At 61.3% G+C, this 23,937-nt stretch carries 27 protein-coding genes and 3 tRNA genes; 7 read left to right on the plus strand and 23 right to left on the minus strand.

The features are described from left to right. Positions 1 to 51: 51 nt before the first annotated feature. Complete coding sequence (locus ACQKPS_RS21125) at positions 52 to 1,035, minus strand: DNA cytosine methyltransferase (protein ID WP_427605562.1); 984 nt, start codon at positions 1,033 to 1,035, stop codon at positions 52 to 54. Positions 1,036 to 1,283: 248 nt separating this feature from the next. On the opposite strand from ACQKPS_RS21125, the gene ACQKPS_RS21130 reads away from it, so the two are divergent. Next, positions 1,284 to 1,715: a very short patch repair endonuclease gene (locus tag ACQKPS_RS21130; RefSeq protein ID WP_427605563.1), complete on the plus strand. Its 432-nt coding sequence runs from the start codon at positions 1,284 to 1,286 to the stop codon at positions 1,713 to 1,715. A gap of 29 nt (positions 1,716 to 1,744) precedes the next feature. On the opposite strand, the gene ACQKPS_RS21135 is transcribed toward ACQKPS_RS21130, so the two are convergent. From ACQKPS_RS21135 to thrS, 9 genes are all read right to left on the minus strand, one after another. Then, positions 1,745 to 1,821 (minus strand) — tRNA-Pro (locus tag ACQKPS_RS21135). Between the two features lie 112 nt (positions 1,822 to 1,933). Continuing rightward, positions 1,934 to 2,290 (minus strand): MerR family transcriptional regulator, encoded by a 357-nt coding sequence (locus tag ACQKPS_RS21140; RefSeq protein ID WP_008100384.1) that lies wholly within the window; start codon positions 2,288 to 2,290, stop codon positions 1,934 to 1,936. Continuing rightward, the gene (gene ihfA, locus ACQKPS_RS21145; RefSeq protein WP_003250679.1) at positions 2,271 to 2,573 is read right to left on the minus strand and encodes an integration host factor subunit alpha; all 303 of its coding nucleotides are present in this window, start codon (positions 2,571 to 2,573) and stop codon (positions 2,271 to 2,273) included. The genes ACQKPS_RS21140 and ihfA overlap by 20 nt, the downstream gene beginning before the upstream one ends. A 4-nt stretch (positions 2,574 to 2,577) precedes the next feature. Next, on the minus strand, positions 2,578 to 4,959 hold the full coding sequence (pheT, locus tag ACQKPS_RS21150) for a phenylalanine--tRNA ligase subunit beta (protein ID WP_427605564.1): 2,382 nt from the start codon (positions 4,957 to 4,959) through the stop codon (positions 2,578 to 2,580). Between the two features lie 32 nt (positions 4,960 to 4,991). Next, positions 4,992 to 6,008: a phenylalanine--tRNA ligase subunit alpha gene (gene pheS, locus ACQKPS_RS21155; protein ID WP_054887103.1), complete on the minus strand. Its 1,017-nt coding sequence runs from the start codon at positions 6,006 to 6,008 to the stop codon at positions 4,992 to 4,994. A gap of 109 nt (positions 6,009 to 6,117) precedes the next feature. Continuing rightward, positions 6,118 to 6,474 (minus strand): 50S ribosomal protein L20, encoded by a 357-nt coding sequence (gene rplT, locus ACQKPS_RS21160; protein WP_003250671.1) that lies wholly within the window; start codon positions 6,472 to 6,474, stop codon positions 6,118 to 6,120. Positions 6,475 to 6,501: 27 nt separating this feature from the next. Beyond that, positions 6,502 to 6,696, minus strand: a complete 195-nt coding sequence (gene rpmI, locus ACQKPS_RS21165; RefSeq protein ID WP_003250667.1) for a 50S ribosomal protein L35 — start codon at positions 6,694 to 6,696, stop codon at positions 6,502 to 6,504. A gap of 61 nt (positions 6,697 to 6,757) precedes the next feature. Next, complete coding sequence (infC, locus tag ACQKPS_RS21170; RefSeq protein ID WP_176509498.1) at positions 6,758 to 7,309, minus strand: translation initiation factor IF-3; 552 nt, start codon at positions 7,307 to 7,309, stop codon at positions 6,758 to 6,760. Beyond that, positions 7,309 to 9,231 carry a threonine--tRNA ligase gene (gene thrS / locus ACQKPS_RS21175; RefSeq protein ID WP_054887102.1) on the minus strand — a complete coding sequence of 641 codons (1,923 nt, stop codon included), beginning with the start codon at positions 9,229 to 9,231 and terminating at the stop codon, positions 7,309 to 7,311. Before thrS ends, infC begins: the two co-directional genes overlap by 1 nt. 330 nt (positions 9,232 to 9,561) lie before the next feature. Here thrS and ACQKPS_RS21180 point away from each other — a divergent pair, with 330 nt between their 5' ends. Together ACQKPS_RS21180 and ACQKPS_RS21185 are read left to right on the plus strand one after the other, a co-directional pair. Continuing rightward, a complete protein-coding gene (locus tag ACQKPS_RS21180; protein ID WP_186603865.1) occupies positions 9,562 to 9,867 on the plus strand; it encodes a hypothetical protein in 306 nt (101 codons plus the stop codon). Positions 9,868 to 10,030: 163 nt separating this feature from the next. Further along, positions 10,031 to 10,243, plus strand: a complete 213-nt coding sequence (locus ACQKPS_RS21185; RefSeq protein ID WP_003250656.1) for a cold-shock protein — start codon at positions 10,031 to 10,033, stop codon at positions 10,241 to 10,243. 64 nt (positions 10,244 to 10,307) lie between these two features. Here the strand turns inward: ACQKPS_RS21185 and ACQKPS_RS21190 are convergent, their stop codons facing one another. After that, complete coding sequence (locus ACQKPS_RS21190; protein WP_176509500.1) at positions 10,308 to 10,628, minus strand: I78 family peptidase inhibitor; 321 nt, start codon at positions 10,626 to 10,628, stop codon at positions 10,308 to 10,310. Between the two features lie 259 nt (positions 10,629 to 10,887). Between ACQKPS_RS21190 and ACQKPS_RS21195 the strand changes: the two genes are divergently transcribed. Continuing rightward, positions 10,888 to 11,100, plus strand: coding sequence for a hypothetical protein (locus ACQKPS_RS21195; protein ID WP_254484959.1), 213 nt, complete (start codon positions 10,888 to 10,890; stop codon positions 11,098 to 11,100). Here the strand turns inward: ACQKPS_RS21195 and ACQKPS_RS21200 are convergent. From ACQKPS_RS21200 to ACQKPS_RS21230, 7 genes are all read right to left on the minus strand, one after another. Next, entirely contained in the window at positions 11,072 to 12,076 is a 1,005-nt protein-coding gene (locus ACQKPS_RS21200; protein ID WP_427605565.1) for a nucleoside hydrolase, read from the minus strand. The genes ACQKPS_RS21195 and ACQKPS_RS21200 overlap by 29 nt on opposite strands. 148 nt (positions 12,077 to 12,224) lie before the next feature. Continuing rightward, complete coding sequence (gene rbsD / locus ACQKPS_RS21205) at positions 12,225 to 12,623, minus strand: D-ribose pyranase (protein ID WP_054884970.1); 399 nt, start codon at positions 12,621 to 12,623, stop codon at positions 12,225 to 12,227. After that, a complete protein-coding gene (rbsK, locus tag ACQKPS_RS21210; protein ID WP_254484957.1) occupies positions 12,620 to 13,528 on the minus strand; it encodes a ribokinase in 909 nt (302 codons plus the stop codon). The genes rbsD and rbsK overlap by 4 nt, the downstream gene beginning before the upstream one ends. Positions 13,529 to 13,537: 9 nt before the next feature. Continuing rightward, positions 13,538 to 14,560 (minus strand): LacI family DNA-binding transcriptional regulator, encoded by a 1,023-nt coding sequence (locus tag ACQKPS_RS21215; RefSeq protein WP_254484956.1) that lies wholly within the window; start codon positions 14,558 to 14,560, stop codon positions 13,538 to 13,540. A 4-nt stretch (positions 14,561 to 14,564) separates the two neighbouring features. Then, entirely contained in the window at positions 14,565 to 15,560 is a 996-nt protein-coding gene (locus ACQKPS_RS21220; protein WP_283724352.1) for an ABC transporter permease, read from the minus strand. Further along, complete coding sequence (locus tag ACQKPS_RS21225) at positions 15,557 to 17,110, minus strand: sugar ABC transporter ATP-binding protein (protein ID WP_427605566.1); 1,554 nt, start codon at positions 17,108 to 17,110, stop codon at positions 15,557 to 15,559. The genes ACQKPS_RS21220 and ACQKPS_RS21225 overlap by 4 nt, the downstream gene beginning before the upstream one ends. A 20-nt stretch (positions 17,111 to 17,130) precedes the next feature. Further along, positions 17,131 to 18,087, minus strand: coding sequence for a sugar ABC transporter substrate-binding protein (locus ACQKPS_RS21230; protein ID WP_427605567.1), 957 nt, complete (start codon positions 18,085 to 18,087; stop codon positions 17,131 to 17,133). A gap of 298 nt (positions 18,088 to 18,385) precedes the next feature. Here ACQKPS_RS21230 and ACQKPS_RS21235 point away from each other — a divergent pair, with 298 nt between their 5' ends. Both ACQKPS_RS21235 and ACQKPS_RS21240 read left to right on the plus strand, forming a co-directional pair. Beyond that, complete coding sequence (locus ACQKPS_RS21235; protein WP_254484952.1) at positions 18,386 to 19,474, plus strand: asparaginase; 1,089 nt, start codon at positions 18,386 to 18,388, stop codon at positions 19,472 to 19,474. A 185-nt stretch (positions 19,475 to 19,659) separates the two neighbouring features. Then, a complete protein-coding gene (locus tag ACQKPS_RS21240; RefSeq protein ID WP_054884963.1) occupies positions 19,660 to 19,902 on the plus strand; it encodes a DUF1654 domain-containing protein in 243 nt (80 codons plus the stop codon). Between the two features lie 3 nt (positions 19,903 to 19,905). On the opposite strand, the gene ACQKPS_RS21245 is transcribed toward ACQKPS_RS21240, so the two are convergent. The 4 genes from ACQKPS_RS21245 to ACQKPS_RS21260 form a co-directional block, all read right to left on the minus strand. Next, the gene (locus tag ACQKPS_RS21245) at positions 19,906 to 20,331 is read right to left on the minus strand and encodes a GTP pyrophosphokinase (RefSeq protein WP_054884962.1); all 426 of its coding nucleotides are present in this window, start codon (positions 20,329 to 20,331) and stop codon (positions 19,906 to 19,908) included. A gap of 62 nt (positions 20,332 to 20,393) precedes the next feature. Beyond that, positions 20,394 to 20,966, minus strand: coding sequence for an SPOR domain-containing protein (locus ACQKPS_RS21250; protein ID WP_427605568.1), 573 nt, complete (start codon positions 20,964 to 20,966; stop codon positions 20,394 to 20,396). A 159-nt stretch (positions 20,967 to 21,125) separates the two neighbouring features. Then, a tRNA-Val gene (locus tag ACQKPS_RS21255) sits at positions 21,126 to 21,202 on the minus strand. 180 nt (positions 21,203 to 21,382) lie between these two features. Then, positions 21,383 to 21,459, minus strand: a tRNA-Val gene (locus ACQKPS_RS21260). A gap of 201 nt (positions 21,460 to 21,660) precedes the next feature. Between ACQKPS_RS21260 and ACQKPS_RS21265 the strand changes: the two genes are divergently transcribed. Then, the gene (locus tag ACQKPS_RS21265) at positions 21,661 to 22,944 is read left to right on the plus strand and encodes an NAD(P)/FAD-dependent oxidoreductase (RefSeq protein ID WP_254484950.1); all 1,284 of its coding nucleotides are present in this window, start codon (positions 21,661 to 21,663) and stop codon (positions 22,942 to 22,944) included. A gap of 111 nt (positions 22,945 to 23,055) precedes the next feature. Here ACQKPS_RS21265 and ACQKPS_RS21270 read toward each other — a convergent pair whose 3' ends face one another. Continuing rightward, a complete protein-coding gene (locus ACQKPS_RS21270) occupies positions 23,056 to 23,799 on the minus strand; it encodes a peptidase C39 family protein (RefSeq protein ID WP_254484949.1) in 744 nt (247 codons plus the stop codon). Between the last annotated feature and the right edge of the window lie 138 nt (positions 23,800 to 23,937).

Genomic DNA, 23,937 nt, shown 5'->3' on the forward strand with positions numbered 1-23,937 from the left:
GTTGCGGGCTTGTTTACAATTTTGGCATATCCCTCGCCTTCAGCGATGAATTCAGGCAACATCTATCAGCTCATTACCGCACTGAGATTCCTTTAGAGCCCGCACAATTGCTTCCATCACGGGAGAACATACGGCATTACCCATTAACTTGACTTTATCACGCCGAGAAACAGGTGGGAAGATATAGTCTTCAGGAAAACCCATCGCCTTTCTCAGCTCATCAGGCTGCAACATCCGCATCATGTGCCCATCAGGCGTTGGGCAAACATATGCAAATCGGTCAACAGTCGTAATCGTTCTTAGCGGTTCATCGACTCTCTGCCAGCCACCCGCGCCATCAGTACCATAGTATACAATAATGAACTCCTTATCATTACCTAAAGCCTCAATCGCTCTTTCTGCACGGGCAAGAGTGGCTTTGGCCCTCCTCTCCGATCTCAGCGGATTCATTTTATATTTGCCCACCGGGGCCAACACACTCTCAACAGTTACTGCAGGCTGAGCTTTAGGGATTATGGCAGGTGGTTGACCGTAAAGATCAGCGACCATGAAAAGTCTGCGCCGTCGTTGTGGCACTCCGAAGAGAGAAGAGTCAATAACTTGCTCAAGAATCTTATAACCCAGCCTCTCTAGCTCTGACTTTAGCTCATCATATCGAGACCAAGGCTTCATATTGATTACATTTTCAAGGGTGATCCAGCGAGGCCGTAACACTTCTGCATATCTAATTACTTGAAATGCAGTATCTCGACTTTCTTCTGAACGGGGCTTCGCCCCACGAGCACAAGTATGATGAGTGCACTCTGGCGAAGAAATCAAAAGATCGATTCGCCCAAGTTTTTTATGTAGTTCTTCCGGAGAAAGTATACGGAGGTCACCTTCAAAAACCTCTGCATCTGGAAAATTCAACTTGAAAGAATCAACGGCTGACGACCAAAGATCTACACCACCGACAATTTTAGCTCCAGCCCTACGAGCCCCTAAGCTGGCACCTCCCGCCCCACAAAACATATCGAACGCGCGAATCTCATCCATCTAATGTTTCCAGTAAAAGTGGTTGGGTAACTAGCATCAGATTACCCTGAATCTAATAATCCCTGGATTATTTGGACTTTTCTAAATCACCAAACACTTAGCATTCAAAAAACCGCAAGCAATCAGGAATAATTATCACACTAGACTGAAAAACTCAAGCACTAGCGACTGGAAGCCTTACCCTGGATCTAGCGTGAGCTACCATTAACCCAATGAATCACATTCTTAACTGCCTGAGGATTTACATTATGTGTGCCGATAACCTTTCAAAAACTGAGCGATCATTGTTGATGAGCAGAATCCGAGGAAAAAATACAAAACCCGAACTAATTGTGCGCTCTCTCTGTCATTCACTGGGGCTAAGATTTAGACTGCACAAGCGTGAACTCCCCGGCAAACCTGATTTGGTATTCCCAAAGCACAAAACGTGTATATTTGTCCATGGTTGTTTCTGGCATAGGCATAAAAATTGCAGATATGCACGCATTCCAAAATCAAATACTGATTTTTGGTTAACCAAAATGGATAATAATGTTCGAAGAGACATCAAAAACCAAGCAGATTTAATGTCGATGGGATGGAGGGTAGTAATAGTCTGGGAGTGCGAATGCCTAAACTTTAGCGAGCTAAGTAAGAAAATTGTTGAAATTTTCGGCACGCAAGGCAGCGCAAAAAAATAAAGCCCGACCATTGGCCGAGCTTAAGAATATGGTCGGGACGGAGTGATTCGAACACTCGACCCCTTGCACCCCATGCAAGTGCGCTACCGGGCTGCGCTACGCCCCGACTGGGCTTGAAGCATGTTCTCAATCCTGCCGAGAACGTTGAAGAATGTACCCTAACCTCCTGATAAATGAAACCTTTTTCTCCAAAAATTTTTCACTCATCAGAAACCAGCCTACTTCTTCAACACCACCAACACATCCTCCAACTCGACAATCATCTGCCGAATCAGCTGCTTGTACTGGCTGGATTCATCCTTCACCTCATCACTGGAGAGCCGCAACCGCGCACCGCCAATGGTAAACCCCTGGTCATACAGCAGCGCCCGGATCTGGCGGATCATCAGCACGTCCTGCCGCTGATAATACCGCCGGTTGCCCCGCCGCTTCACAGGGTTGAGCTGAGGAAACTCCTGCTCCCAATACCGCAGCACGTGTGGCTTCACGGCACACAACTCGCTCACTTCACCGATGGTGAAGTAGCGTTTGCCCGGTATGGGGGGCAGTTCGTCGTTATGGCTTGGTTCCAGCATAGGCCTCAACCCGGGCTTTCAACTTCTGCCCTGGACGAAAGGTGACGACGCGCCGTGCGGTGATCGGGATCTCTTCCCCTGTCTTGGGGTTGCGGCCCGGCCGCTGGCGTTTGTCGCGAAGGTCGAAGTTGCCGAAACCGGACAACTTGACCTGCTCGTTCTCTTCAAGTGCGTGCCGAATTTCTTCAAAAAACAGCTCGACCAGCTCCTTGGCCTCACGCTTGTTAAGCCCCAGCTCCTCATACAGCCTTTCGGCCATCTCAGCTTTCGTCAGAGCACCCATGCCGTTATTTCCTTAACGTGGTGTTCAACCTTTGTTCGAGCGAGGTGAGGATGTTTTGCAGGGTAGTGTTCACCTCATCGTCGTTAAGAGTGCGCGATGGATGCTGCCAGGTCAAGCCGACGGCGAGGCTTTTTCTATCAGGATCAATGCCTTTACCTTGGTAGACATCAAACAGCCTGAGGTCTGTGAGCCATTCGCCTGCATTGTCACGAATTACTTCAAGCACGTCTTGAGAAGCCACATCACGTCCGGCGATCAAGGCCAGGTCGCGACGGGTTTCCGGGAACTTGGAGAGTTCGCTGAATTTCGGCAGGCGGCCTTCGACCACATCACCCAGCACCAGCTCGAAGACGAACACCGGGCGGTCCAGGTCCAGGGCTTTGGCAAGCTCCGGGTGGAGGGCGCCGAGGTAGCCGACGTCCTTGCCGTCGCGCTGGATCACAGCGGTCTGGCCAGGGTGCAGGGCTGGGTGCTTGCCGGCGGCGAAGGTGAAGTCGCTCAGGGCGCCGCTGTAGCCCAGCAGGGCTTCGACGTCGGCCTTGACGTCGAAGAAGTCGATGGTGTCGCGGCCGTTCGCCCAGCCTTCTGGCAGGCGGCTGCCGGTGACGACGCCGGCGATCATTGGCTGCTGCTGCAGGTTACCGAGCTGGCCGACGAAGCGCAGGCCGCTTTCGAACAGGCGCACGCGGTCTTGCTGGCGGTTGAGGTTGTGCTGCAGGGCCTTGACCAGGCCTGGCCACAACGAGGCGCGCATGGCGGCCATGTCGTTGGAGATCGGGTTGGCCAGCAGCAGCGGCTCGACGCCTGGGCTGAACAGCTCGAACAGCTTCGGGTCGATGAAGCTGTAGGTGATGGCTTCCTGGTAACCGCGGGCGACCAGCAGGCGGCGCAGGTTTGGCAGCTCGCCGCGGGTTTCCGGGCGGGCTTGCGGCGCGAGGCGGGCTTGCGGATAGCGCACGGGCAGGTTGTTGTAACCGTACAGGCGGGCCAGCTCTTCGATCAGGTCGACTTCCAGGCTGATGTCGAAGCGGTGGCTTGGGACATTGACGGTCCACTGCCCTGCCCCATCAGCTTTGGTAACCAGGCCAAGGTTGTTGAGCAGCTGCTCGACCTGGGCCGGGTCCATCTCCATGCCGAGCATCTGGGTGATTCGGTCGGCGCGCAGGGTGACCGGGGCGACGTTTGGCAGGTGCTGTTCGCTGACGGCTTCGACGACCGGGCCGGCTTCGCCGCCGACGATATCGAGGATCAGTTGGGTGGCGCGTTCCATGGCTTCACGGGCCAGCTGCGAGTCGACGCCGCGCTCGTAGCGGTGCGAGGCATCGGTGTGCAGGCCGTAGGAACGGGCTTTACCGGCGACGGAGATCGGCTCGAAGAAGGCGCTTTCGAGGAACAGGTCGCGGGTTTTTTCGGTGTTCACACCGCTGTGCTCGCCACCCATGACGCCGGCGATGGCCAGGGCGCGGGTGTGGTCGGCGATCACCAGGGTGTCGGCACGCAGGGCCACTTCCTGGCCGTCGAGCAGGACCAGCTTCTCGCCCTCTTCGGCCATGCGCACGCGGATGCCGCCGTTGATTTCGGCTAGGTCGAAGGCATGCATCGGCTGGCCGAGTTCGAGCATCACGTAGTTGGTGATGTCGACGGCGGCGTCGATGCTGCGCACGTCGCTGCGGCGCAGGCGCTCGACCATCCACAGTGGGGTAGGCTTGCTCAGGTCGACGTTGCGGATGACACGGCCCAGGTAACGTGGGCAGGCCGCCGGGGCGCTGACTTCGACCGGGCGCACTTCGTCGTGGGCCGGGGCAACGGCGGGTACGACCGGGCGGGTGACCGGGGTGTCGTACAGGGCGCTGACGTCGCGGGCGAGGCCTGCGATGGACAGGCAGTCACCGCGGTTCGGGGTCAGGCCGATCTCGATGCTGGCGTCGTCCAGGCTCAGGTACTGGCGGATGTCTTCGCCTACCGGGGCGTCGGCAGCCAGTTCCAGCAGGCCGTCGTTTTCTTCGCTGATCTGCAGCTCGGCGGCCGAGCAGAGCATGCCGAACGACTCGACGCCGCGCAGCTTGGCCTTCTTGATCTTGAAGTCGCCTGGCAGTTCGGCGCCGATCATGGCGAACGGGATCTTGATGCCTGGGCGGGCGTTAGGCGCGCCGCACACGACCTGGAAGGTTTCCTGGCCGTTGCTCACCTGGCACACGCGCAGCTTGTCGGCGTCCGGGTGTTGTTCGGTGGCGAGGATCTCGCCCACGACGATGCCGCTGAACTGGCCGGCAGCGGGGGTCACGCTGTCGACTTCGAGGCCGGCCATGGACAGGCGGGCGACCAGTTCGTCACGGGAGACTTGCGGGTTTACCCAACCGCGCAGCCACTGTTCACTGAATTTCATGCTGTTCTCCTGGAAAAGTGCGTCGATGGGGCCTAGCGGAATTGCGCCAGGAACCGCAGGTCGTTATCGAAGAACAGACGCAAATCGTTGACGCCATAGCGCAGCATGGCCAGGCGCTCGGCGCCCATGCCGAAGGCGAAGCCCTGGAATTCTTCAGGGTCGATGCCAGACATGCGCAGCACGTTCGGGTGCACCATGCCGCAGCCCATGACTTCCAGCCAGCCGGTCTGCTTGCACACGCGGCAGCCCTTGCCGGAACACATCACGCACTGGATGTCGACTTCGGCGGACGGCTCGGTGAAGGGGAAGAACGACGGGCGGAAGCGCACGGCCAGTTCTTTTTCGAAGAACACGCGCAGGAATTCTTCGATGGTGCCCTTGAGGTCGGCGAAGTTGATGCCGCGGTCGATCAGCAGGCCTTCGACCTGGTGGAACATCGGCGAGTGGGTGATATCCGAGTCGCAGCGGTACACGCGGCCCGGGCAGACAATGCGGATTGGCGGCTGGGTGGACTCCATGGTCCGCACCTGCACCGGCGAGGTGTGGGTGCGCAGCAGCATGTTGGCATTGAAGTAGAAGGTGTCGTGCATCGCCCGGGCCGGGTGGTGGCCGGGGATGTTGAGCGCTTCGAAGTTGTGGTAGTCGTCTTCGACCTCAGGGCCTTCGGCGATGCCGTAGCCGATGTGGGTGAAGAACTGCTCGATGCGCTCGAGGGTACGGGTGATCGGGTGCAGCCCGCCGGTGGTCTGGCCACGGCCTGGCAGGGTCACGTCGATGCATTCGGCGGCCAGGCGAGCGCTGAGCTCGGCCTCTTCGAAGGCGGCCTTGCGTGCGTTGAGCACGACGGTGACGCGCTCTTTGGCGTCGTTGATCAGCGCGCCGACTTTCGGGCGCTCGTCGGCTGGCAGGTTGCCCAGGGTCTTCATCACCTGGGTCAGTTCGCCCTTCTTGCCGAGGTACTGAACCCGGATCTGTTCCAGGGTATTGATGTCTTCAGCGCGCTCGACGGCCTCTAGGGCTTGGGAGACCAGCGCATCCAGGTTTTCCATGTACAGACTCCAGATACGAAAATAGGGGAAGAGCTTTGAAGGCTCTTCCCCTATCGATGACGTTCAATGCCCGGCGCCGCTAGCGCCGCCGGGTGATTGTCGCGGGTACTTAAGCCAGAACGGCTTTAGCTTTCTCGACAATCGCAGCAAACGCCGCTTTTTCGTTCACTGCCAGATCGGCCAGAACCTTACGGTCGATTTCGATCGAAGCCTTTTTCAGGCCAGCAATCAGACGGCTGTAGGACAGACCGTTGGTGCGGGCACCGGCGTTGATACGAGCGATCCACAGTGCGCGGAACTGACGCTTCTTCTGACGACGGTCACGGTAGGCATATTGACCAGCCTTGATGACAGCCTGCTTGGCAACGCGGAATACGCGCGAGCGTGCACCGTAGTAGCCTTTAGCCAGTTTCAGAATTTTCTTGTGACGCTTACGAGCGATGACGCCACGCTTAACACGAGCCATGAGTAACTTCCTCTATCTAAACCAGAATTAACGTACGCGCAGCATGCGCTCGACTTTTGCCACGTCAGACGGGTGCAGCAGGCTGGCACCGCGCAGTTGACGCTTACGCTTGGTCGACATTTTGGTCAGGATGTGGCTCTTGAAAGCGTGCTTGTGCTTGAAGCCGGAAGCGGTCTTCAGGAAGCGCTTCGCAGCACCGCTCTTGGTTTTCATTTTTGGCATGTTGGAACTCCGCATTCGATAAAATTACACAATAATCATCAGGCCTGCCGTGCCCGGGAGATTACTTCTTCTTTTTGGGGGCGATGACCATCATAAGCTGGCGTCCTTCCATCTTAGGATGCTGCTCAACGGTGCCGTATTCGGCGAGGTCGGTTTCGACCCGCTTCAACAGCTCCATGCCCAGCTCCTGGTGGGCCATCTCACGGCCGCGGAATCTCAGAGAGATCTTGGCCTTGTCCCCATCGGTAAGGAAACGTACCAGGTTGCGTAGTTTTACCTGGTAATCCCCTTCTTCCGTCCCTGGACGAAACTTGATTTCTTTGATCTGGATCTGCTTCTGGTTTTTCTTGGCTTCGTTAGCCTGCTTCTTCTTCTCGAAGAGGTGCTTGCCGTAGTCCATCACCTTGCAGACAGGCGGTACCGCGTCTGCAGAGATTTCCACCAGATCCAGCTTCGCTTCTTCAGCGATACGAAGCGCTTCATCAATCGAGACGATGCCAACCTGCTCGCCATCAGCGCCAATTAACCGAACCTCGCGGGCCGAGATATTCTCGTTGATCGGGGCCTTCGGTACAGCACGCTTATCGTTTCTCATTTCACGCTTAATAGTCATTACTCCGATTCTTGGCGTCCACGCCGGGAAACCGCTTGTGTCAGAAGCTCAACGAACTGGGCGACGGGCATGGAGCCCAGGTCTGCGCCTTCGCGAGTACGCACAGCGACGGTTCGTGTTTCGACTTCACGGTCCCCTATAACCAAAAGGTACGGGACCTTGAGCAAAGTATGCTCGCGGATTTTAAAGCCGATCTTCTCATTTCTCAAGTCCGACTTGGCACGGAAACCGCTACCGTTCAGGGCATTTTCCACTTCGAGGGCGAAATCGGCCTGTTTGTCGGTGATGTTCATGATCACCGCCTGGGTCGGTGCCAGCCACGCCGGGAAGACGCCAGCGTAGTGCTCGATCAGCATGCCGATGAAGCGCTCGAACGAACCGAGGATCGCACGGTGCAGCATGACAGGGCGGACCCGGCTGTTATCTTCGGCGATATAGCTGGCATCCAGGCGCTCTGGCAGGTTCGGGTCGTACTGCAGGGTACCGCACTGCCAGTTACGGCCGAGGCAGTCGCGCAGGGTGAACTCGATCTTCGGGCCGTAGAACGCGCCCTCGCCCGGCTGGTACTCCCACTCCAGGCCCGACTCGTTCAGGGCGTCGGCCAGTGCGCCTTCGGCACGGTCCCACAGCTCTTCGGAGCCGACACGCTTGGCCGGGCGGGTGGACAGCTTCATGGCGATGTCGGTGAAGCCGAAGTCCTTGTACACGTCCAGGGTCAGCTTGATGAAGTCGGCGGCTTCTTTCTTCACCTGTTCTTCGGTGCAGAAGATGTGCGCGTCGTCCTGCACGAAGCCACGCACGCGCATGATGCCGTGCAGGGCGCCGGATGGCTCGTTGCGGTGGCAGGCACCGAACTCGGCCAGGCGCAGCGGCAGGTCGCGGTAGCTCTTCAGGCCCTGGTTGAACACCTGCACGTGGCACGGGCAGTTCATCGGCTTGACCGCGTAGTCACGGCTTTCCGACGAGGTGGTGAACATGTTCTCGGCGTAGTTCGACCAGTGGCCGGAACGCTCCCAGAGGATGCGATCGACGACCTGCGGGGTCTTGATTTCCTGGTAGCCGTTGACGCGCTGGACCTGGCGCATGTACTGCTCGAGCACCTGGTACACGGTCCAGCCGTTGGCGTGCCAGAACACCATGCCCGGGGCTTCTTCCTGCAGGTGGAAGAGGTCGAGCTGCTTGCCGATCTTGCGGTGGTCGCGTTTTTCGGCTTCTTCGATGCGCTGGATGTAGGCGGCCAGCTGCTTCTTGTCAGCCCAGGCGGTGCCATAGACGCGTTGCAGCTGCTCGTTCTTGGCATCGCCGCGCCAGTAGGCGCCGGACAGCTTGGTCAGCTTGAATGCCTTGAGGAAGCGCGTGTTCGGCACGTGCGGACCGCGGCACATGTCGACGTATTCTTCGTGGTAGTACAGGCCCATGGCCTGCTCGTCCGGCATGTCTTCGACCAGGCGCAGCTTGTAGTCTTCGCCACGGGCCTTGAACACTTCGATGACTTCGGCGCGCGGGGTCATCTTCTTGACCACGTCGTAGTCTTTTTCGATCAGCTCCATCATGCGCTTTTCGATGGCGGCCATGTCTTCAGGGGTGAAGGGGCGCTCGTACGCGATGTCGTAATAGAAGCCTTCGTCGATCACCGGGCCGATCACCATCTTGGCGGTCGGGTACAGCTGCTTCACCGCGTGGCCGACCAGGTGGGCACACGAGTGGCGGATGATCTCCAGTCCCTCTGCATCTTTAGGGGTGATGATCTGCAGGGTGGCGTCGTGGTTGATCAGGTCGCAGGCATCGACCAGCTTGCCGTCGACCTTGCCGGCCACGGTGGCCTTGGCCAGGCCTGCGCCGATGGATGCGGCGACGTCGGCGACGGATACGGCGTGATCAAACGAACGTTGACTGCCATCGGGAAGAGTAATAACGGGCATGGCGCCTCCTCTCCTAGTGGTGACCCCTACCAAAGGTCACGTGGGTTGGGATGAGCCAGTACAAGATCCGACCTGCCTTCCCTTGGGGGAAGCCTGCCTCACAGTGGCAGAAGCCTTTGAGCTTGCCAGGGACGAACCAGAGTGACTGGAAAGAAAAAACATCGCAGCAAGGGCCTTGCTGCAAGCCGAGCATGCTAGCACGCGGGTTGCGTGGCCCGCAGAAATATTTGGAAATTACACCGCTTCGGTGAACTATCCCGGAAAAATCCCTATCAGACCTTGGGAAGCAACCTACTCTTGATGAGACCTTAACCCAAGGAGTAACTGGTTATGCGAGTACCGTCTCTTCTGGCCCTGGCGGCCGCTGGCGCCCTGCTGCTGCCCGTGGCTGCGAACGCTGGCAACTTCCCAGCCGGGAAGGAAGCCGGCTACATGGCCCAGTGCACCCAAGTTGCCAGCAGCCAAGGCGTCGACGCCGCCACCGCGAAAAAGCACTGCGACTGTGGTGCCCAGGCGATCAAAAAGAATTTCACCGACGCGGAAATCGCTGACCTGGACAGCAAGGATGGCGTCGATGCCAAGCTGATGCAGAAGGCGCAAACCGTGGTGAAACAAAGCTGCGCACCGAAGGGCTGAAACCTTAAAGCCAGAGCAGGCCGGGCATTATTTGCCGTGGATCAATATCCTGCGAAGGTAAAAGGCGCTAGATGCGCAGAATTAGACTATGATGTACCCCGTGCTCCGTAGCCTCGGCCGCATTGCACCACTGAAAAAACTAAATGTTCTGGAGATTCACCTCATGTCCAATCGCCAACAAGGCACCGTCAAATGGTTCAATGATGAAAAAGGCTACGGCTTCATCACCCCAGCAGGCGGCGGCGACGACCTGTTCGTACACTTCAAAGCCATCGAATCCGACGGCTTCAAGAGCCTGAAAGAAGGCCAGACTGTTTCCTTCGTCGCCGAGCGCGGCCAGAAGGGCATGCAGGCTGCGCAGGTTCGTCCGGAGTAATTCGGGCAGCTGTAAAAAAACCCGCCACATGTGGCGGGTTTTTTTATGGGCGCAGGCTTAAGCATCAGCCGCAGTTGACGCGGGTCACCACACCTTGCTCGTCCACGTTCAGGTTCAAGCGCTCGGAGCGGTACTCCAGCGTCACCACGTCGTGCGGCTTGAGAATGCGTGCCATCTGTGAACCACTGGCCTTGCGCGCCTGCTCCAGCAGGGCGGCGCTGCCCGGCTTGCCGATGGCGAAGTCGGCACCGCTGGCCTCGCAGCGGCCATCGTTGCCGGCCGGCGCCTCAGGCGCCTTGCCACCCCCCGAGTTACCGCCAGTGCTGCAACCCGCCAGCACAGCAGCCACCGCCAGGGTTGCCAGGAAAGCACGGGTACGGAACATGAATCCTCCTAAATCGATCTGGGAACTGCCTGATCCGACAGCTCCACCAAGAGTTTGTTGCACAACCGGGAAAGTCTGCCTGATCTGACCTGCAGGGGCCAAAGGCAATCGTGACCGAATTTTACCGCGCAACCGACGAGTCGCTTGGTTCGCGCCGCAAAGTCATGATTTACTTTAGGAAGTGAAGGCACAGTGCCTTCTGCGAACACCAGGATCCGGTGTCCGCCCCTCCGCCCCGGGCCCCCAGCGAGAGCCTCCCATGAGCAGCCACAGCATCGACGCCGATATCAAGGTCAAATGGGCCGAAGGCCAGAGCGCCTACAGCCCCAGCACGCCCGAAGAGTTGCTGTTGATCGCCATCGACCTGCTGGTGCGCGACCGCGGCGGCGAGGCGGCGCGCAGCTTCATCGATCAGGTGTTCGAGCGCTACGCGCCGCATGCGGCTATGGCAATCGAGCCAAGCGCGCGCTGAGCAGGTCGAAAAACCCCTGGGCGTCAGCCTCGTTCACCCACATCACATTAGCCGGCTGCCTGAGCACGCCGTACCAGTCGGCGATGGTCTGGCCGAAGGTCGGGCTTTCGCGGCTGTCGACACTCATGTGGATACGCCGGCCGCTGAACAGCTCGGGTTTCAGCAGGTAGGCGATGACGCTGGCATCATGCACCGGGCCACCGGGCATGCCGTACAGGCCCATGTCGTGCTTGATGTAGGCCTGCAGAATGTCCACCACTTTCTTGCTGGCCTGGTTGTTCACCGCCGCCAACTGCTTGAGGCGGGCGTCGCTGGTGAGGACTTTGTGGGTGACGTCCAGCGGCAAGTAGGTCAACTGCACGCCACTGGCCAGCACCACCTCGGCGGCATGGGGGTCGGCGTAGAGGTTGAACTCCGCCGCCGGGGTGATGTTGCCGCCGTTGAAGTGGGCACCGCCCATGACCACCACTTCTTTGATGCCGTTGGCGATCTCGGGTTGCTGGATCAGCGCCAGGGCCAGGTTGGTCTGCGGGCCGAGCATGGCGAGGGTGATGCTGTGGGGCTTGGCGTTGCCCAAGGTGTCGACCAGGTATTGCACGGCATTGCCTTCGGCCAGGGGCTGTTTCGGCTCGTGCACGGCCACGCCGGTCAGGCCCTCTTCGCCGTGCACGTCGGCGGCATAGATGGGCGCACGCACCAGCGGCCGCCCTGCCCCGGCGTACACCGGGATGTCTTCGCGGCCGGCCCATTCGCGGGCCAGGCGGGCGTTGCGCGAGGTCTTTTCCAGGCGCACGTTGCCGGCGACGGTGGTGATGGCGCGCAGGTTGAGTTCTTCTGGCGAGGCCATGGCCAGGAACAGCGCGACCACGTCGTCGGCACCGGGGTCGGTGTCGATGATCAGGTCACGCGGGGCGGCCTGGAGGGTGGTGGCAGCTGCGGCCATTAGGGTCAGTCCTTGTAGCAGGGGTTTGAGCATGGGGGCACTCCTGTTGCCGTAAACACTATTCCTGGGACTGTAGGAGCGGGCTCGCCCCGCGAACACCGGCGAAGCCGGTGCCATGCACCGCGGCGCCTGCTTCGCGGGTCAAGCCCGCTCCCACAGAAGCAATACCTCGCCTCAAACATTAAAAGGTGACCCCGGAAATCAGGGCGATGTTGCTGTAGGGCTGGCATTCGCCGGTGCGGACGATGGCCCGGGCGCTGCGCGACAGCAGCTTGAAGTCCTCATGGCTATGCCATTCGCGCTTGCCCAGCTTGCCCTTCAGGCGCTCGACCTCGACCAGCGCCGGCGGCACCACCTTCTGCATCTCTTCGGCCAGCACATGCCGCTCCACCTGCAGCTCGCTCAGCACGGCGCGCAGCACGCTGGCAAAATCCGGGATCCCTGGCGTCAACGCCAGGTCGATCAGCTCGACACCTGGCGGCACCGGCAAGCCGGCATCGCCGATCACCAGGATGTCGCCATGGCCCATCCCGGCGATGGTCCGCGACAGGGCGACGTTGAGCAGCGGGGTCTTTTTCATGGGGTCAGCTCCGCCAGGTAAGGAATCGACGGCTGGGCACCGGCACGGGTGACAGACAAGGCCGCAGCGCGCTGGCCGAACGCGATGGCCTCGCCCTCCCCTTTGCCCTGCACCAGCGCAGCGGCAAAACCACCAATGAAGGTGTCGCCCGCCGCCGTGGTATCCAGCGGCTGCACCTGAGGCGCCGGGAAATGCTGGCTGCCGTCCCGGCTGACGAACAGCGCCCCTTGCGCGCCCAGGGTGATGATCACCTTGCCTGCGCCCAGCTGCAGCAGGCGCTCCCCTGCGCGGCGAGCACTGTCCAGGTCGTCGACCCGCTCGCCGGTCAAGGCTTCGGCCTCGCTTTCATTAGGGGTGAGGTAGTCGATATGGGCAAACCAGTCCGCGGGCAACGGGCCGGTGGCCGGCGCCGGGTTGAGGATCACTTGCTTGCCCAGCTCGCGCCCTCTGGCCAGGGTCCAGGCAACGGTCTCTGCGGGCACCTCGAGCTGGCAGATGATCACCTCGGCGGCCTGCAGCAAGGCATCGAAACGCCGTACCGACTCGGGTGTCAGCAGCCCGTTGCCGCCCGGGATGATGACGATGCAGTTCTGGCTGGCAGCATCCACGGTGATCAGCGCCACGCCACTGGATACGCCAGGGCAGACGCTGACCGCCTGGCAATCGATACCTTCCACTTCCAGCGCCTGGCGCAACTGCTGGCCGTAGGCGTCATCGCCGACATTGCCCACCATCGCCACGCTGCCGCCCAAGCGCGCTACCGCCACTGCCTGGTTGGCGCCCTTGCCGCCAGGCACAGTAAAGAAGCTCTCGCCGGCCAGTGTTTCGCCAGCGCGTGGCAGCCGCTGGGCGCGAGCCACCAAGTCCATGTTAAGGCTGCCGACCACCACTACCTTGGCATGCATGGCGATTCCTTAGCGATAATCATTGAACAGGTCCGGGCGCGGCCCGGTGGATTCGCGCAGCACGATGCGCGGCGAGACAATGCGCTGCTCGGCCCCGTCGCGACGCGGCGTGGCGATGCGCGACAGCAGCAAGGCCGCTGCGCTCTCGCCAAGCTCGCGAATCGACTGGCCGACCGTGGTCAGCGGCGGGAATACATAGCGGCTCAGCTCGATGTCGTCGAAGCCGATCACCGACAGCTCGCCCGGCACGTTGATGTTGCGTTCGGCTGCGGCGCGCAATACGCCGAAACCGATCATGTCGTTGCCGGCGAAGATCGCCGTCGGCCGCTTGCCATCGAGCAGCTGCGCGGCGGCAACATGGCCACCGGGGCTGGTGAAATCGCAATGCAGCACGCGGCCAGCCAGCACCTCGGCCTCGGCTTCGGCCATCGCGCGGTGGAAGCCGCGCAGGCGCAACTGGGTAACGCCGGTTTCGGCCGGGCCGCCGATGTAGGCGATGTCGCGGTGGCCGAGCTCCAGCAGATGGCGGGTTGCCAGGTAGGCACCGTGCTCGTGATCGATACGCACCAGGTCGGCGTCGACGCCTTCCAGCTCACGGTCGACGATGACCATCGGCGTGCGCACACAGGCCAGGCTCTGCAGCAGGTCGGCATCCTCGCCCACCGATGCCACTACCAGGCCGTCGATGCGCTTTTCCAGCAGCACGCGCAAGTAGCTGCGCTGCTTCTGCGGGTTGTCGTCGGAGTTGCACAGAATCACGCAGTAGCCATTGCGCTCGCAGGCGTCCTCGATGCCCCGGGCCAGCTCGGCGAAGTACGGGTTGACGCTGTTGGGCACCAGCAGGCCGATGGTGGCCGTGCTGCGCGCCTTGAGCGAACGCGCCACGGCGCTGGGCACGTAGTCGAGTTCAAGAATGGCTGCCTCGACCTTGAGCCGTACCTGCTCGCTGACCGGGCGGGTCTTGTTCAGTACATGTGACACGGTGGTGTAGGAAATGCCGGCAAGGGCCGCGACGTCTTTGATGGTTGCCATGTTGTCAGTTCCGCCGGCCTGCACGCCGGCTGCGATAAGTGTCGAGCACCACGGCGATGACGATCACCGCCCCGGTGATGATGCGTTTGGTCGGTTCCGATGCGCCGATCTGCGCAAGGCCTGCAGCCAGTACCGAAATGATCAGCACGCCAAAGAACGTACTGATGACCGAGCCGCGCCCGCCCATCAGGCTGGTGCCGCCGATCACAACGGCGGCGATCACCTGCAGCTCAAGGCCGGAACCGGCGTTGGGGTCGGCGGCTTCCAGGCGCGAAATCTGGAACAGCGCGGCCAGGCCGGCGAGCAGCCCCATGAGGGCGAACACCAGCACCTTGTACGGGCGCGGGTCGATACCGGCCAGGCGCACGGCCTCTTCATTGGTACCAATGCCGATCAGGTAACGGCCGAACACCGTGCGGGTCAGCACCAGCTGGGCCAGCACGATCACCAGCAAGGCGATGATGAAGGCCGGCGAGATGCCGAAGGCCACCGGATTGGAGAACCAGGCGTAGGCGTCGCCGATATAGGCGGTGCGCGAGTCGGTGAACTGGTAGGCCAGGCCGCGGGCCATCTCCAGTACGCCGAGCGAGACGATGAACGACGGGATGCGCCAGGCCACGGTGACGCCACCGGTGATGCTGCCGGCCAGGGCGGCGACGGCCATGCCGAGCAGGGCTGCGGGCAGCATGCCCCAGCCCCAGCCGAGGATCGCCACGCTGACCGTGGAGGCCGCCAGTGCCAGCACCGAGCCGACCGACAGGTCGATGCCGCCGATGATCAGCACGAAGGTCATGCCCACGGCCAGCACCATCAGGTCGGGGATCTGGTTGGCCAGGGTGCTGAAGGTGGCGTACGACCAGAAGTGGCTGCTCAGGAACGAGAACAGCACGATCATCGCCAGCAAGGCGCCGGCCAGGCCCAGGTAGGTGCCCAGGCCGAAGTAAGTAGCGCTGCGGCGCACGGGGGCGCTGCCCGGGGTGTCTAGGGGTGTGGTCTTCATGCATCCATCCTGGGTGCTGCGTCATGCAGCAGGGCGTCACGTTTCTGGTAGCCGGCGAAGGCGGCAGCAAGGAGGAGGTCCTGGCTCCAGTGTTCGCGGTCGAAGGTATCGATCAGGCGGCCGGCGGAGAGCACGGCAATGCGGTCGCAGATCAGCATCAGTTCGCGCAGGTCGCTGGACACCACCAACAGGGCCTTGCCCTGGCGCGCCAGCTCGGCCAGCAGGCCATAGATGTCGAACTTGGTACCGACGTCGATGCCGCGGGTGGGTTCGTCGAACAGCAGCACCTGGCAGTCGCGCTCCAGCCAGCGGCCAATCACCACCTTCTGCTGGTTACCGCCAGACAGCTCGCCGACCGCCTGTGCCGGGCCGGCGCTGCGAATGCGCATGGCGCTGATCTGGCGCTCGGCCAAGGCCTTTTCCGCTTCGCCGTCGAGCACCCCGGCGCGGGATACGGCGGCCAGGTTGCCGAGGGCGATGTTGGCGCTGACCGATTGGGTCAGCAGCAGGCCTTCGCCTTTGCGGTCCTCGGTGATCAGGGCGATCCCGGCGTTTACCGCCGCCTTGGGTGAATCGATGGTCACCGCCTTGAGTGGCTGGCCGACCTCGATGCTGCCGCTGTCGGCGCGGTCGGCGCCGTAGATCAGCCGCAGCAGCTCGGTGCGACCGGCGCCGATCAGCCCGGAAATGCCGAAGATCTCCCCTGCCCTGACCTGCAGCGATACGTCGCGCACCTTGTTGCCGCGGCATAACTTGTCGACCTTGAGCAACGGCGCGCCGATCGTGCGGCGGCCAAGGTCGATATGTTCGCCCAGTTCGCGGCCCACCATCAGGTTGACCAGCTCGGCGCTGCTGTAGCGCTGGATGGGCTCGTCGCACACCAGCTCGCCGTCGCGCAGCACGACGATGCGCTGGGCCACGCGCTGCAATTCTTCAAGGCGATGCGAGATGTAGACGATGGCCACGCCACGCTGGCGCAAGCGCTCGATCTGGGTGAACAGCAGCTCCACTTCGCGGGCGGTGAGCATCGCCGTGGGCTCGTCGAAGATCAGCACATGGCAGTCGCCGATCAGGTTGCGGGCGATCTCGACCATCTGCTGATGGCCGATACCCAGCTCGCCGACCGGGGTGTCCGGGTCGATGGCGTCCAGGCCGACCTGGGCCATGGCAGCCGTGGCCAGCTGGCGCAGGCGCTTGTGGCTGATCCAGCCGAAGCGGCTGGGCAGGTTGTCGAGGAACAGGTTTTCCGCCACGGTCAGAGTCGGCAGCAGGTTGAGCTCCTGCATGACCATGCGCACACCGAGGCGCTCGGCCTCGCTGCGGCTGGCCGGTGCGTAGGCCTGGCCGCGGTAGCTCATGTGCCCGCTGCTGGGTGTTTCCAGACCGCAGATGAGCTTGGACAACGTGCTCTTGCCTGCCCCGTTCTCGCCGGTCAGCGCCAGCACTTCGCCAGCGCGCAGGGCCAGGCTGACCTCGGCCAGCACCGGCTGCGTGTAGCACTTGCCCAGGCCGCTGGCGGCAAGCACGACTTCATTGGCCGATGCTGGCATGGCCGTCTCTCCTGCTGGGGTCAGGGCTTGGTGATCAGTTCGACCGGGGTCTGGATGACGTTGTCGGCGTCCACGTCGGGCTTTTCACCCTTGAGCACCTTCAACGCCGCCTGAATGCCGAATACCGCCTGCTGGCTGGCGGCCTGGTCGAGGGTGGCGAGCACGCGACCATCCTTGAGCATTGGCTTGATGGCGTTGATGTTGTCGTAGCCCACCACCTGCACCTGGCCGGTCTTGCCGGCAGCGCGCACGGCCGAGACGGCACCCAGGGCCATGCTGTCGTTGCCGGCCAGCAGCGCCTTGAGGTCAGGGAATTCGTTGAGCATGGACGCGGCGACGGCGCTGCCCTTGTCGATTTCCCAGTTGCCGGACTGCACCGAGACGATCTTCATTCCGGCGGCATCCATGGCGTCCTTGAAGCCGGCGGTACGCTGCTGGGCATTGGTGGTGGTCGACACACCTTCGATGATGCCGACCTGGTCACCGGCCTTGAGCTTCTGCTGGGCCAGGTAGTCGCCGACCATGCGTGCGCCCTTGCGGTTGTCAGGGCCGACGAAGGGCACGCTGATTTGCTTGCTCTTGAGCACGTCTGGATCGAGACGGTTGTCGATGTTGACGACAACGATCTTGGCCTCCATCGCCTTTTTCAGCACAGGCACCAGGGCTTTGGAGTCAGCCGGGGCAATAACCAAGGCGTTGACGCCAGAGCTGATCATCTGCTCGACGATCTTGATCTGCTCGCCCGTGTCGGTTTCGTTCTTGATGCCATTGGTTACCAGGTCGAACTCGCCGGAGTGGGCTTTCTGATAGTCCTTGGCGCCGTCTTCCATGGTGTGGAAGAACTCGTTGGCCAGCGACTTCATCACCAGCGCGACCTTGGGTTTTTCCTCTGCATGGGCAACAGACAGCGGCATGGCGAGGGACAGCGAGGAGATGACGGCGAGCGCCAGCAGACGACCGGGGAACGGCAGCTTCATGGGAGATGACTCCGAATCTTGTGTTTTTTATCGGATCGCAAACGTTTGCGTTGGGTAACTATGGAAACAAGACCTGGTTTTGTCAAATCCGTTTCGCTGGCGAAGGCCAGACGCAAGCGGTGCTGATTATCCGGAATTTTTCCGAAAAACCGAACACCTTTTCCTATGCTTGTTCGGGATTCCGAATGGAATACGCCCGGCATGGCCCATCCAGCGGCATTGAAGCCGCTGGTACGAAACCTGCGTTGGTTAACGGGCGACACAGCAACCATCTCATTAGGAAGAGAGAACAATAATTATGAATGCTGCACTGAAGTCTTTCGCCCCCAGCGCCCTGGCGCTGTTGCTGATCCTGCCCGCCACGGCCTCGGCAAAAGAAGCCGAAACCCAGCAGAAACTGGCCAACGTGGTCATCCTCGCCACCGGCGGCACCATTGCCGGCGCCGGCGCCAGCGCTGCCAACAGCGCCACCTACCAGGCCGCCAAGCTCGGCGTCGACAAGCTGATTGCCGGCGTGCCGGAACTGGCTGACCTGGCCAATGTGCGCGGTGAGCAGGTGATGCAGATCGCCTCCGAAAGCATCACCAACGACGACTTGCTGAAACTGGCCAAGCGCGTCGCCGAGCTTGCCGACAGCAGCGACGTGGACGGCATCGTCATCACCCACGGCACCGACACCCTGGAAGAGACGGCCTATTTCCTCAACCTGGTCGAGAAGACCGACAAGCCGATCGTGGTGGTCGGCTCGATGCGCCCGGGCACGGCGATGTCTGCCGACGGCATGCTCAACCTGTACAACGCCGTGGCGGTGGCCAGCGACAAGCAGTCGCGCGGCAAGGGCGTGCTGGTGACCATGAACGATGAGATCCAGTCCGGCCGCGACGTGAGCAAGTCGGTCAACATCAAGACCGAAGCGTTCAAGAGCGCCTGGGGCCCGATGGGCATGGTGGTCGAAGGCAAGTCGTACTGGTTCCGCCTGCCGGCCAAGCGCCATACCACCAACTCGGAGTTCGACATCAAGCAGATCAGCAGCCTGCCGCAAGTGGACATTGCCTACAGCTACGGCAACGTGACCGATACGGCGTACAAGGCGCTGGCGCAGAGCGGGGCGAAAGCGATCATTCATGCCGGTACCGGCAATGGCTCGGTGTCGTCGCGGGTGGTGCCAGCGCTGCAGGAACTGCACAAAAACGGCGTGCAGATCATTCGCTCGTCCCACGTCAACCAGGGTGGCTTCGTGCTGCGCAATGCCGAACAGCCGGATGACAAGTATGACTGGGTCGTGGCCCATGACCTGAACCCGCAGAAGGCGCGGATCCTGGCGATGGTGGCGATGACCAGGACCCAGGACAGCAAGGAGCTGCAGCGGATCTTCTGGGAGTACTGATTCGGGTAGGACTTGGGCTGGTGCACTGCTTGCACTGGCCCTTTCGCGGCTAAAGCCGCTCCTACAGAGGTATGCAGCCCCTGTAGGAGCGGCTTTAGCCGCGAATAATCCAGCACCGATGCAGTTGCGAAATACTTTGCCTTGAAATACTGTACGCACATACAGCACAACAAGGAATCGCCTCCGTGGCCAACACCGCCGAAGCAACCGCAAGCAGCTACCAACAACTGGGCCTGCGTATCCAGAAGATCATCAACAACCCCCTCGCCCAGCGCAGCCGCGCCGCGCTGATCTTCCGCCTGGAGCACGAGTCGCCTGACGACTGGGAAACCCTGCTCGAGGAAATTGCCGAGAACGACAACGTCACCCTCGCCCACCGCGACGACGGCGGCGTGCAGATCTTCTGGACCGTACCGAAGGAAGACTGAGGCTCAGGCCAGCGCCTGCAGGTAGGCACTGGCCTCGCGGTAACGGGCCAGCCGCGCCAGGTCGGCAGGGCCAGGCACGGGAATACGCGACAGGTCACTGTTGTCGGCCAGGTCGGCCAGCTTGACGGTGCGCGCCAACGGGTCACTGCCCAGGCGCACCACGAAGTCCTGATAGCTTTCGCCCTTGTTCCGGCTCAGGGCCAGCAAGGCGGCGAGAATTTTCAGGGGGAAGCCCTCACGGGCCAAATCGGAAAGGGTCAGCGACGTGTCTTCGATCACGTCATGCAGCACCGCGACAATGCGCTGTTCTGGCGTGCTGACCCGCATCATCACCCGCAACGGGTGGAGGATATAAGCTGCCCCACCCTTGTCGTATTGCCCTTCATGTGCCCTGGCGGCCACGGCAATGGCCCGCTCCAGCGTAGACATGAGGCCCTCCCCGTTTGGCTAGTCTCAAGCCAAGCATAGCCGGGTAAGACTACAGATTACAGTTAACGCTGCGCACCATGCTGGATGACGATCGAATCGGTGCCCAGCTTGGCCATGACCTCGGCCTTGCGCGCTTCGGCTTCGGCCTTGCTCGGGAACGGCCCCATCAGCACCACCGGCTTGCCATCACGGTACTCGACCGAAGAAGGGATGCCTTTCTCGATCAGGCGTGCAGTCATGTCGGACAGCGCGCCCATGTTGGCGCCCTGGATCACTTCGACATCCCACCCCTCAGGGGCTGGTTGATTGGCCAGCGCCTCGGCACGGCGCTGCAGGTCGGCACCGCCGCAGTACTCGCGAATACGCAGGTTGTTGCCGCCATCATCGACGATGATTTCGTATTGACCGTCGCCGCCCTTGATCGCCACATAACTGCGGTAGGCCTCGTACTGGCCGGCATCGTCCTTGCCACGCACCTGGCCGCAAATGGTGCCCTTGGTGTCGATCCGCACGTTGCCGAACTTGGCGGTCTTGGGGTTGTGCAGGTGCTCGGCAACCTGTTTATGCACACCTTCGACCTCGTTCTCACAGCCCGCCAGGGCCAGCACTGCCAATACCACTGCCAGTTTGCGCACGCGTGTACCTCCAGATTCGAAGGGGCGGATTCTACCACGGCCACTCGGGGCACTGCCCGCGACCAAAGGTTACACACTGCTTCGAAGGCGACCCGGAATGCAAAAAGGGCGACCCTTTCGGGACGCCCTTCTTGATGCCCGGAAACCCGGGACTTTGTTTGGTAGGCACAATTGGACTCGAACCAACGACCCCCACCATGTCAAGGTGGTGCTCTAACCAACTGAGCTATGTGCCTGTCGTGTGGTGCGCATATTAGTGATCGAATGCACACCTGTAAAGCGTTTTTTTCAAAAAAATCAAAAACTTTCAGGAACCTGCCAGCGCTGGCAACCGCTACGCCAACGAGGCCCATAATGCAAAAAGGGCGACCCCTGCGGGTCGCCCTTTTCGCCGCCCGGAAACCCGGGACTTTATTTGGTAGGCACAATTGGACTCGAACCAACGACCCCCACCATGTCAAGGTGGTGCTCTAACCAACTGAGCTATGTGCCTGTCGTGTGGTGCGCATTCTACGCATTCCAAAAACCCTGTCAACACTTTTTTTCGCGCTAACTCACTGAATCTTAAACTGTTTATAGAGAAAGGCGAGCCGCAGGCCCGTAAAGGAATTTCACCGGACGACTAGCGGGTGTTTATTATTATTGATAGCATCGGTACATTCGTTAAAAATATAAAACACGAGGTTCCTGCAGCATGGCTAACACCCCCTACCCCCAGTCCTACTACGCCGCCTCGGCCAACCCGGTGCCGCCACGTCCGGCGCTGCAGGGTGAGGTGGAAACCGATATCTGCATCATCGGTGCCGGCTACACCGGCCTGTCCAGCGCGCTGTTCCTGCTGGAAAACGGCTTCAAGGTGAGCATCGTCGAAGCGGCCAAGGTCGGCTTCGGCGCATCGGGCCGCAACGGTGGTCAGATCGTCAACAGCTACAGCCGCGACATCGACGTCATCGAACGCACTGTCGGCCCTAAAGAAGCCCAACTGCTCGGCAAGATGGCCTTCGAAGGCGGCCGCATCATTCGTGAGCGCGTGGCCAAGTACAACATCCAGTGCGACCTGAAGGACGGCGGCGTGTTCGCCGCGCTGACCGCCAAGCAGATGGGTCACCTGGAATCGCAAAAACGCCTGTGGGAACGCTTCGGCCACACCCAGCTGGAGCTGATGGACCAGAAGCGTATCCGTGAAGTGGTTGCCTGCGACAACTATGTCGGCGGCATGCTGGACATGAGCGGCGGCCACATCCACCCGCTGAACCTGGCCCTGGGCGAAGCCGCCGCGGTCGAGTCGCTGGGCGGTATCATCTACGAGCAGACCCCGGCCATCCGTATCGAGCGTGGCGCCAACCCGGTTGTGCATACCCCGCAAGGCAAGGTCCGCGCCAAGTTCATCATCGTTGCCGGCAACGCCTACCTGGGCAACCTGGTACCGGAACTGGCGGCCAAGTCGATGCCGTGCGGCACCCAGGTGATCACCACCGAGCCGCTGGGCGAAGAACTGGCCCGCACCCTGCTGCCGCAGGACTACTGCGTGGAAGACTGCAACTACCTGCTCGACTACTACCGCCTGACCAGCGACAAGCGCCTGATTTTCGGCGGTGGCGTGGTGTACGGTGCACGCGACCCGGCCAACATCGAAGCGATCATTCGCCCGAAGATGCTCAAGGCCTTCCCACAGCTGAAGAACGTCAAGATCGACTACGCCTGGACCGGCAACTTCCTGCTGACCCTGTCGCGCCTGCCTCAGGTCGGCCGTATCGGCGACAACATCTACTACTCGCAGGGTTGCTCGGGCCACGGCGTGACCTACACCCACCTGGCGGGCAAGGTACTGGCCGAGGCCCTGCGCGGCCAGGCCGAACGTTTCGACGCCTTCGCCGGCCTGCCGCACTACCCGTTCCCGGGTGGCCAGATGCTGCGCGTGCCGTTCAGCGCCATGGGTGCCTGGTACTACAGCCTGCGCGATCGTCTGGGCTTCTGATGTAAACAGGCTTGGCCTCTTCGCGAGTAAACCCGCTCCCACAAAGCACTGTGCCATGGTGCAAATCTTCTGGGAGCGGGTTTACCCGCGAAAGGGCCGGAGCAGGTAACGCTATTTGTTCAGGCTGCGCACGGCCTGTTTTGCCGCAACCTCCTGGCCCGCCCGGGCCAGTTCATCGGCAGCCTGCAGCCAACGCTGGCGGTCCACCTGGGCCGGCAGCTGGCGCGGTGGCTGCACCAGCACCGCCCAACTACCCTCCTTCGCCCACGCCGAGGCAAAGTCGTCGAACGCCATCAACTGGCGCCGATGCATCCCCGAGCGCAGCAATACACGCTTCTTGAAGCTGTCATAGCCGATCAGCACCGCGTAACGCGGTTCGCTCCACCACGCCGACCCTTCCTGGTAACGCAGCAGTACCGGATTGCCAGCGGCCACCTGGGTCAGCAAGGCATCCAGTTGCTTGTCCAACGGATACACCAGCATGCCGTACTCGCGGGCCACCCGCGGGATGCTGGTTTCCAGCGCATCGGCGCCCTTGGGCAGATTCAGCGGTTTGTCCAGCAGCCCCGGGGTGATCGGCGCGCCTTGCTGGGAGAGCAGCGCGGCCAAGGCCATCGACCCACTGTGGTTGGCATTGCCGCGGTAGAACGGCACGCTGCTGATCTCGACCCGCTGTGGCATGCCCTTGAGGCTTGCGGGCGGTGCACTGGCGCAGCCGCCCAGGGTCGCGGCCACCAGGCAGGCGGCCAACAGTCGACGCGGGACGGTCGCCCAGCGCTTGCAGGAATGTTGCTCCATGGACACTCGCTTGTTCCGGTGCCAGGCAGGCAGCGCCCGGCTCTGGCCACCGATCATAGGGCGCCGCGTTGCGCGGGTATAGCCCGACAAGTGAACGGAACCAATCGGCCTGAGCAATCGACCTTTGGTCAATGGAACGTCACGGCCGGGCAGCTAGACTAAAGCTGTGTCTGGAGGGCTAACCGCAGGTTGGCC

This window comes from Pseudomonas sp. NPDC086566 (assembly GCF_050280885.1).
Lineage (GTDB): Bacteria > Pseudomonadota > Gammaproteobacteria > Pseudomonadales > Pseudomonadaceae > Aquipseudomonas > Aquipseudomonas vlassakiae.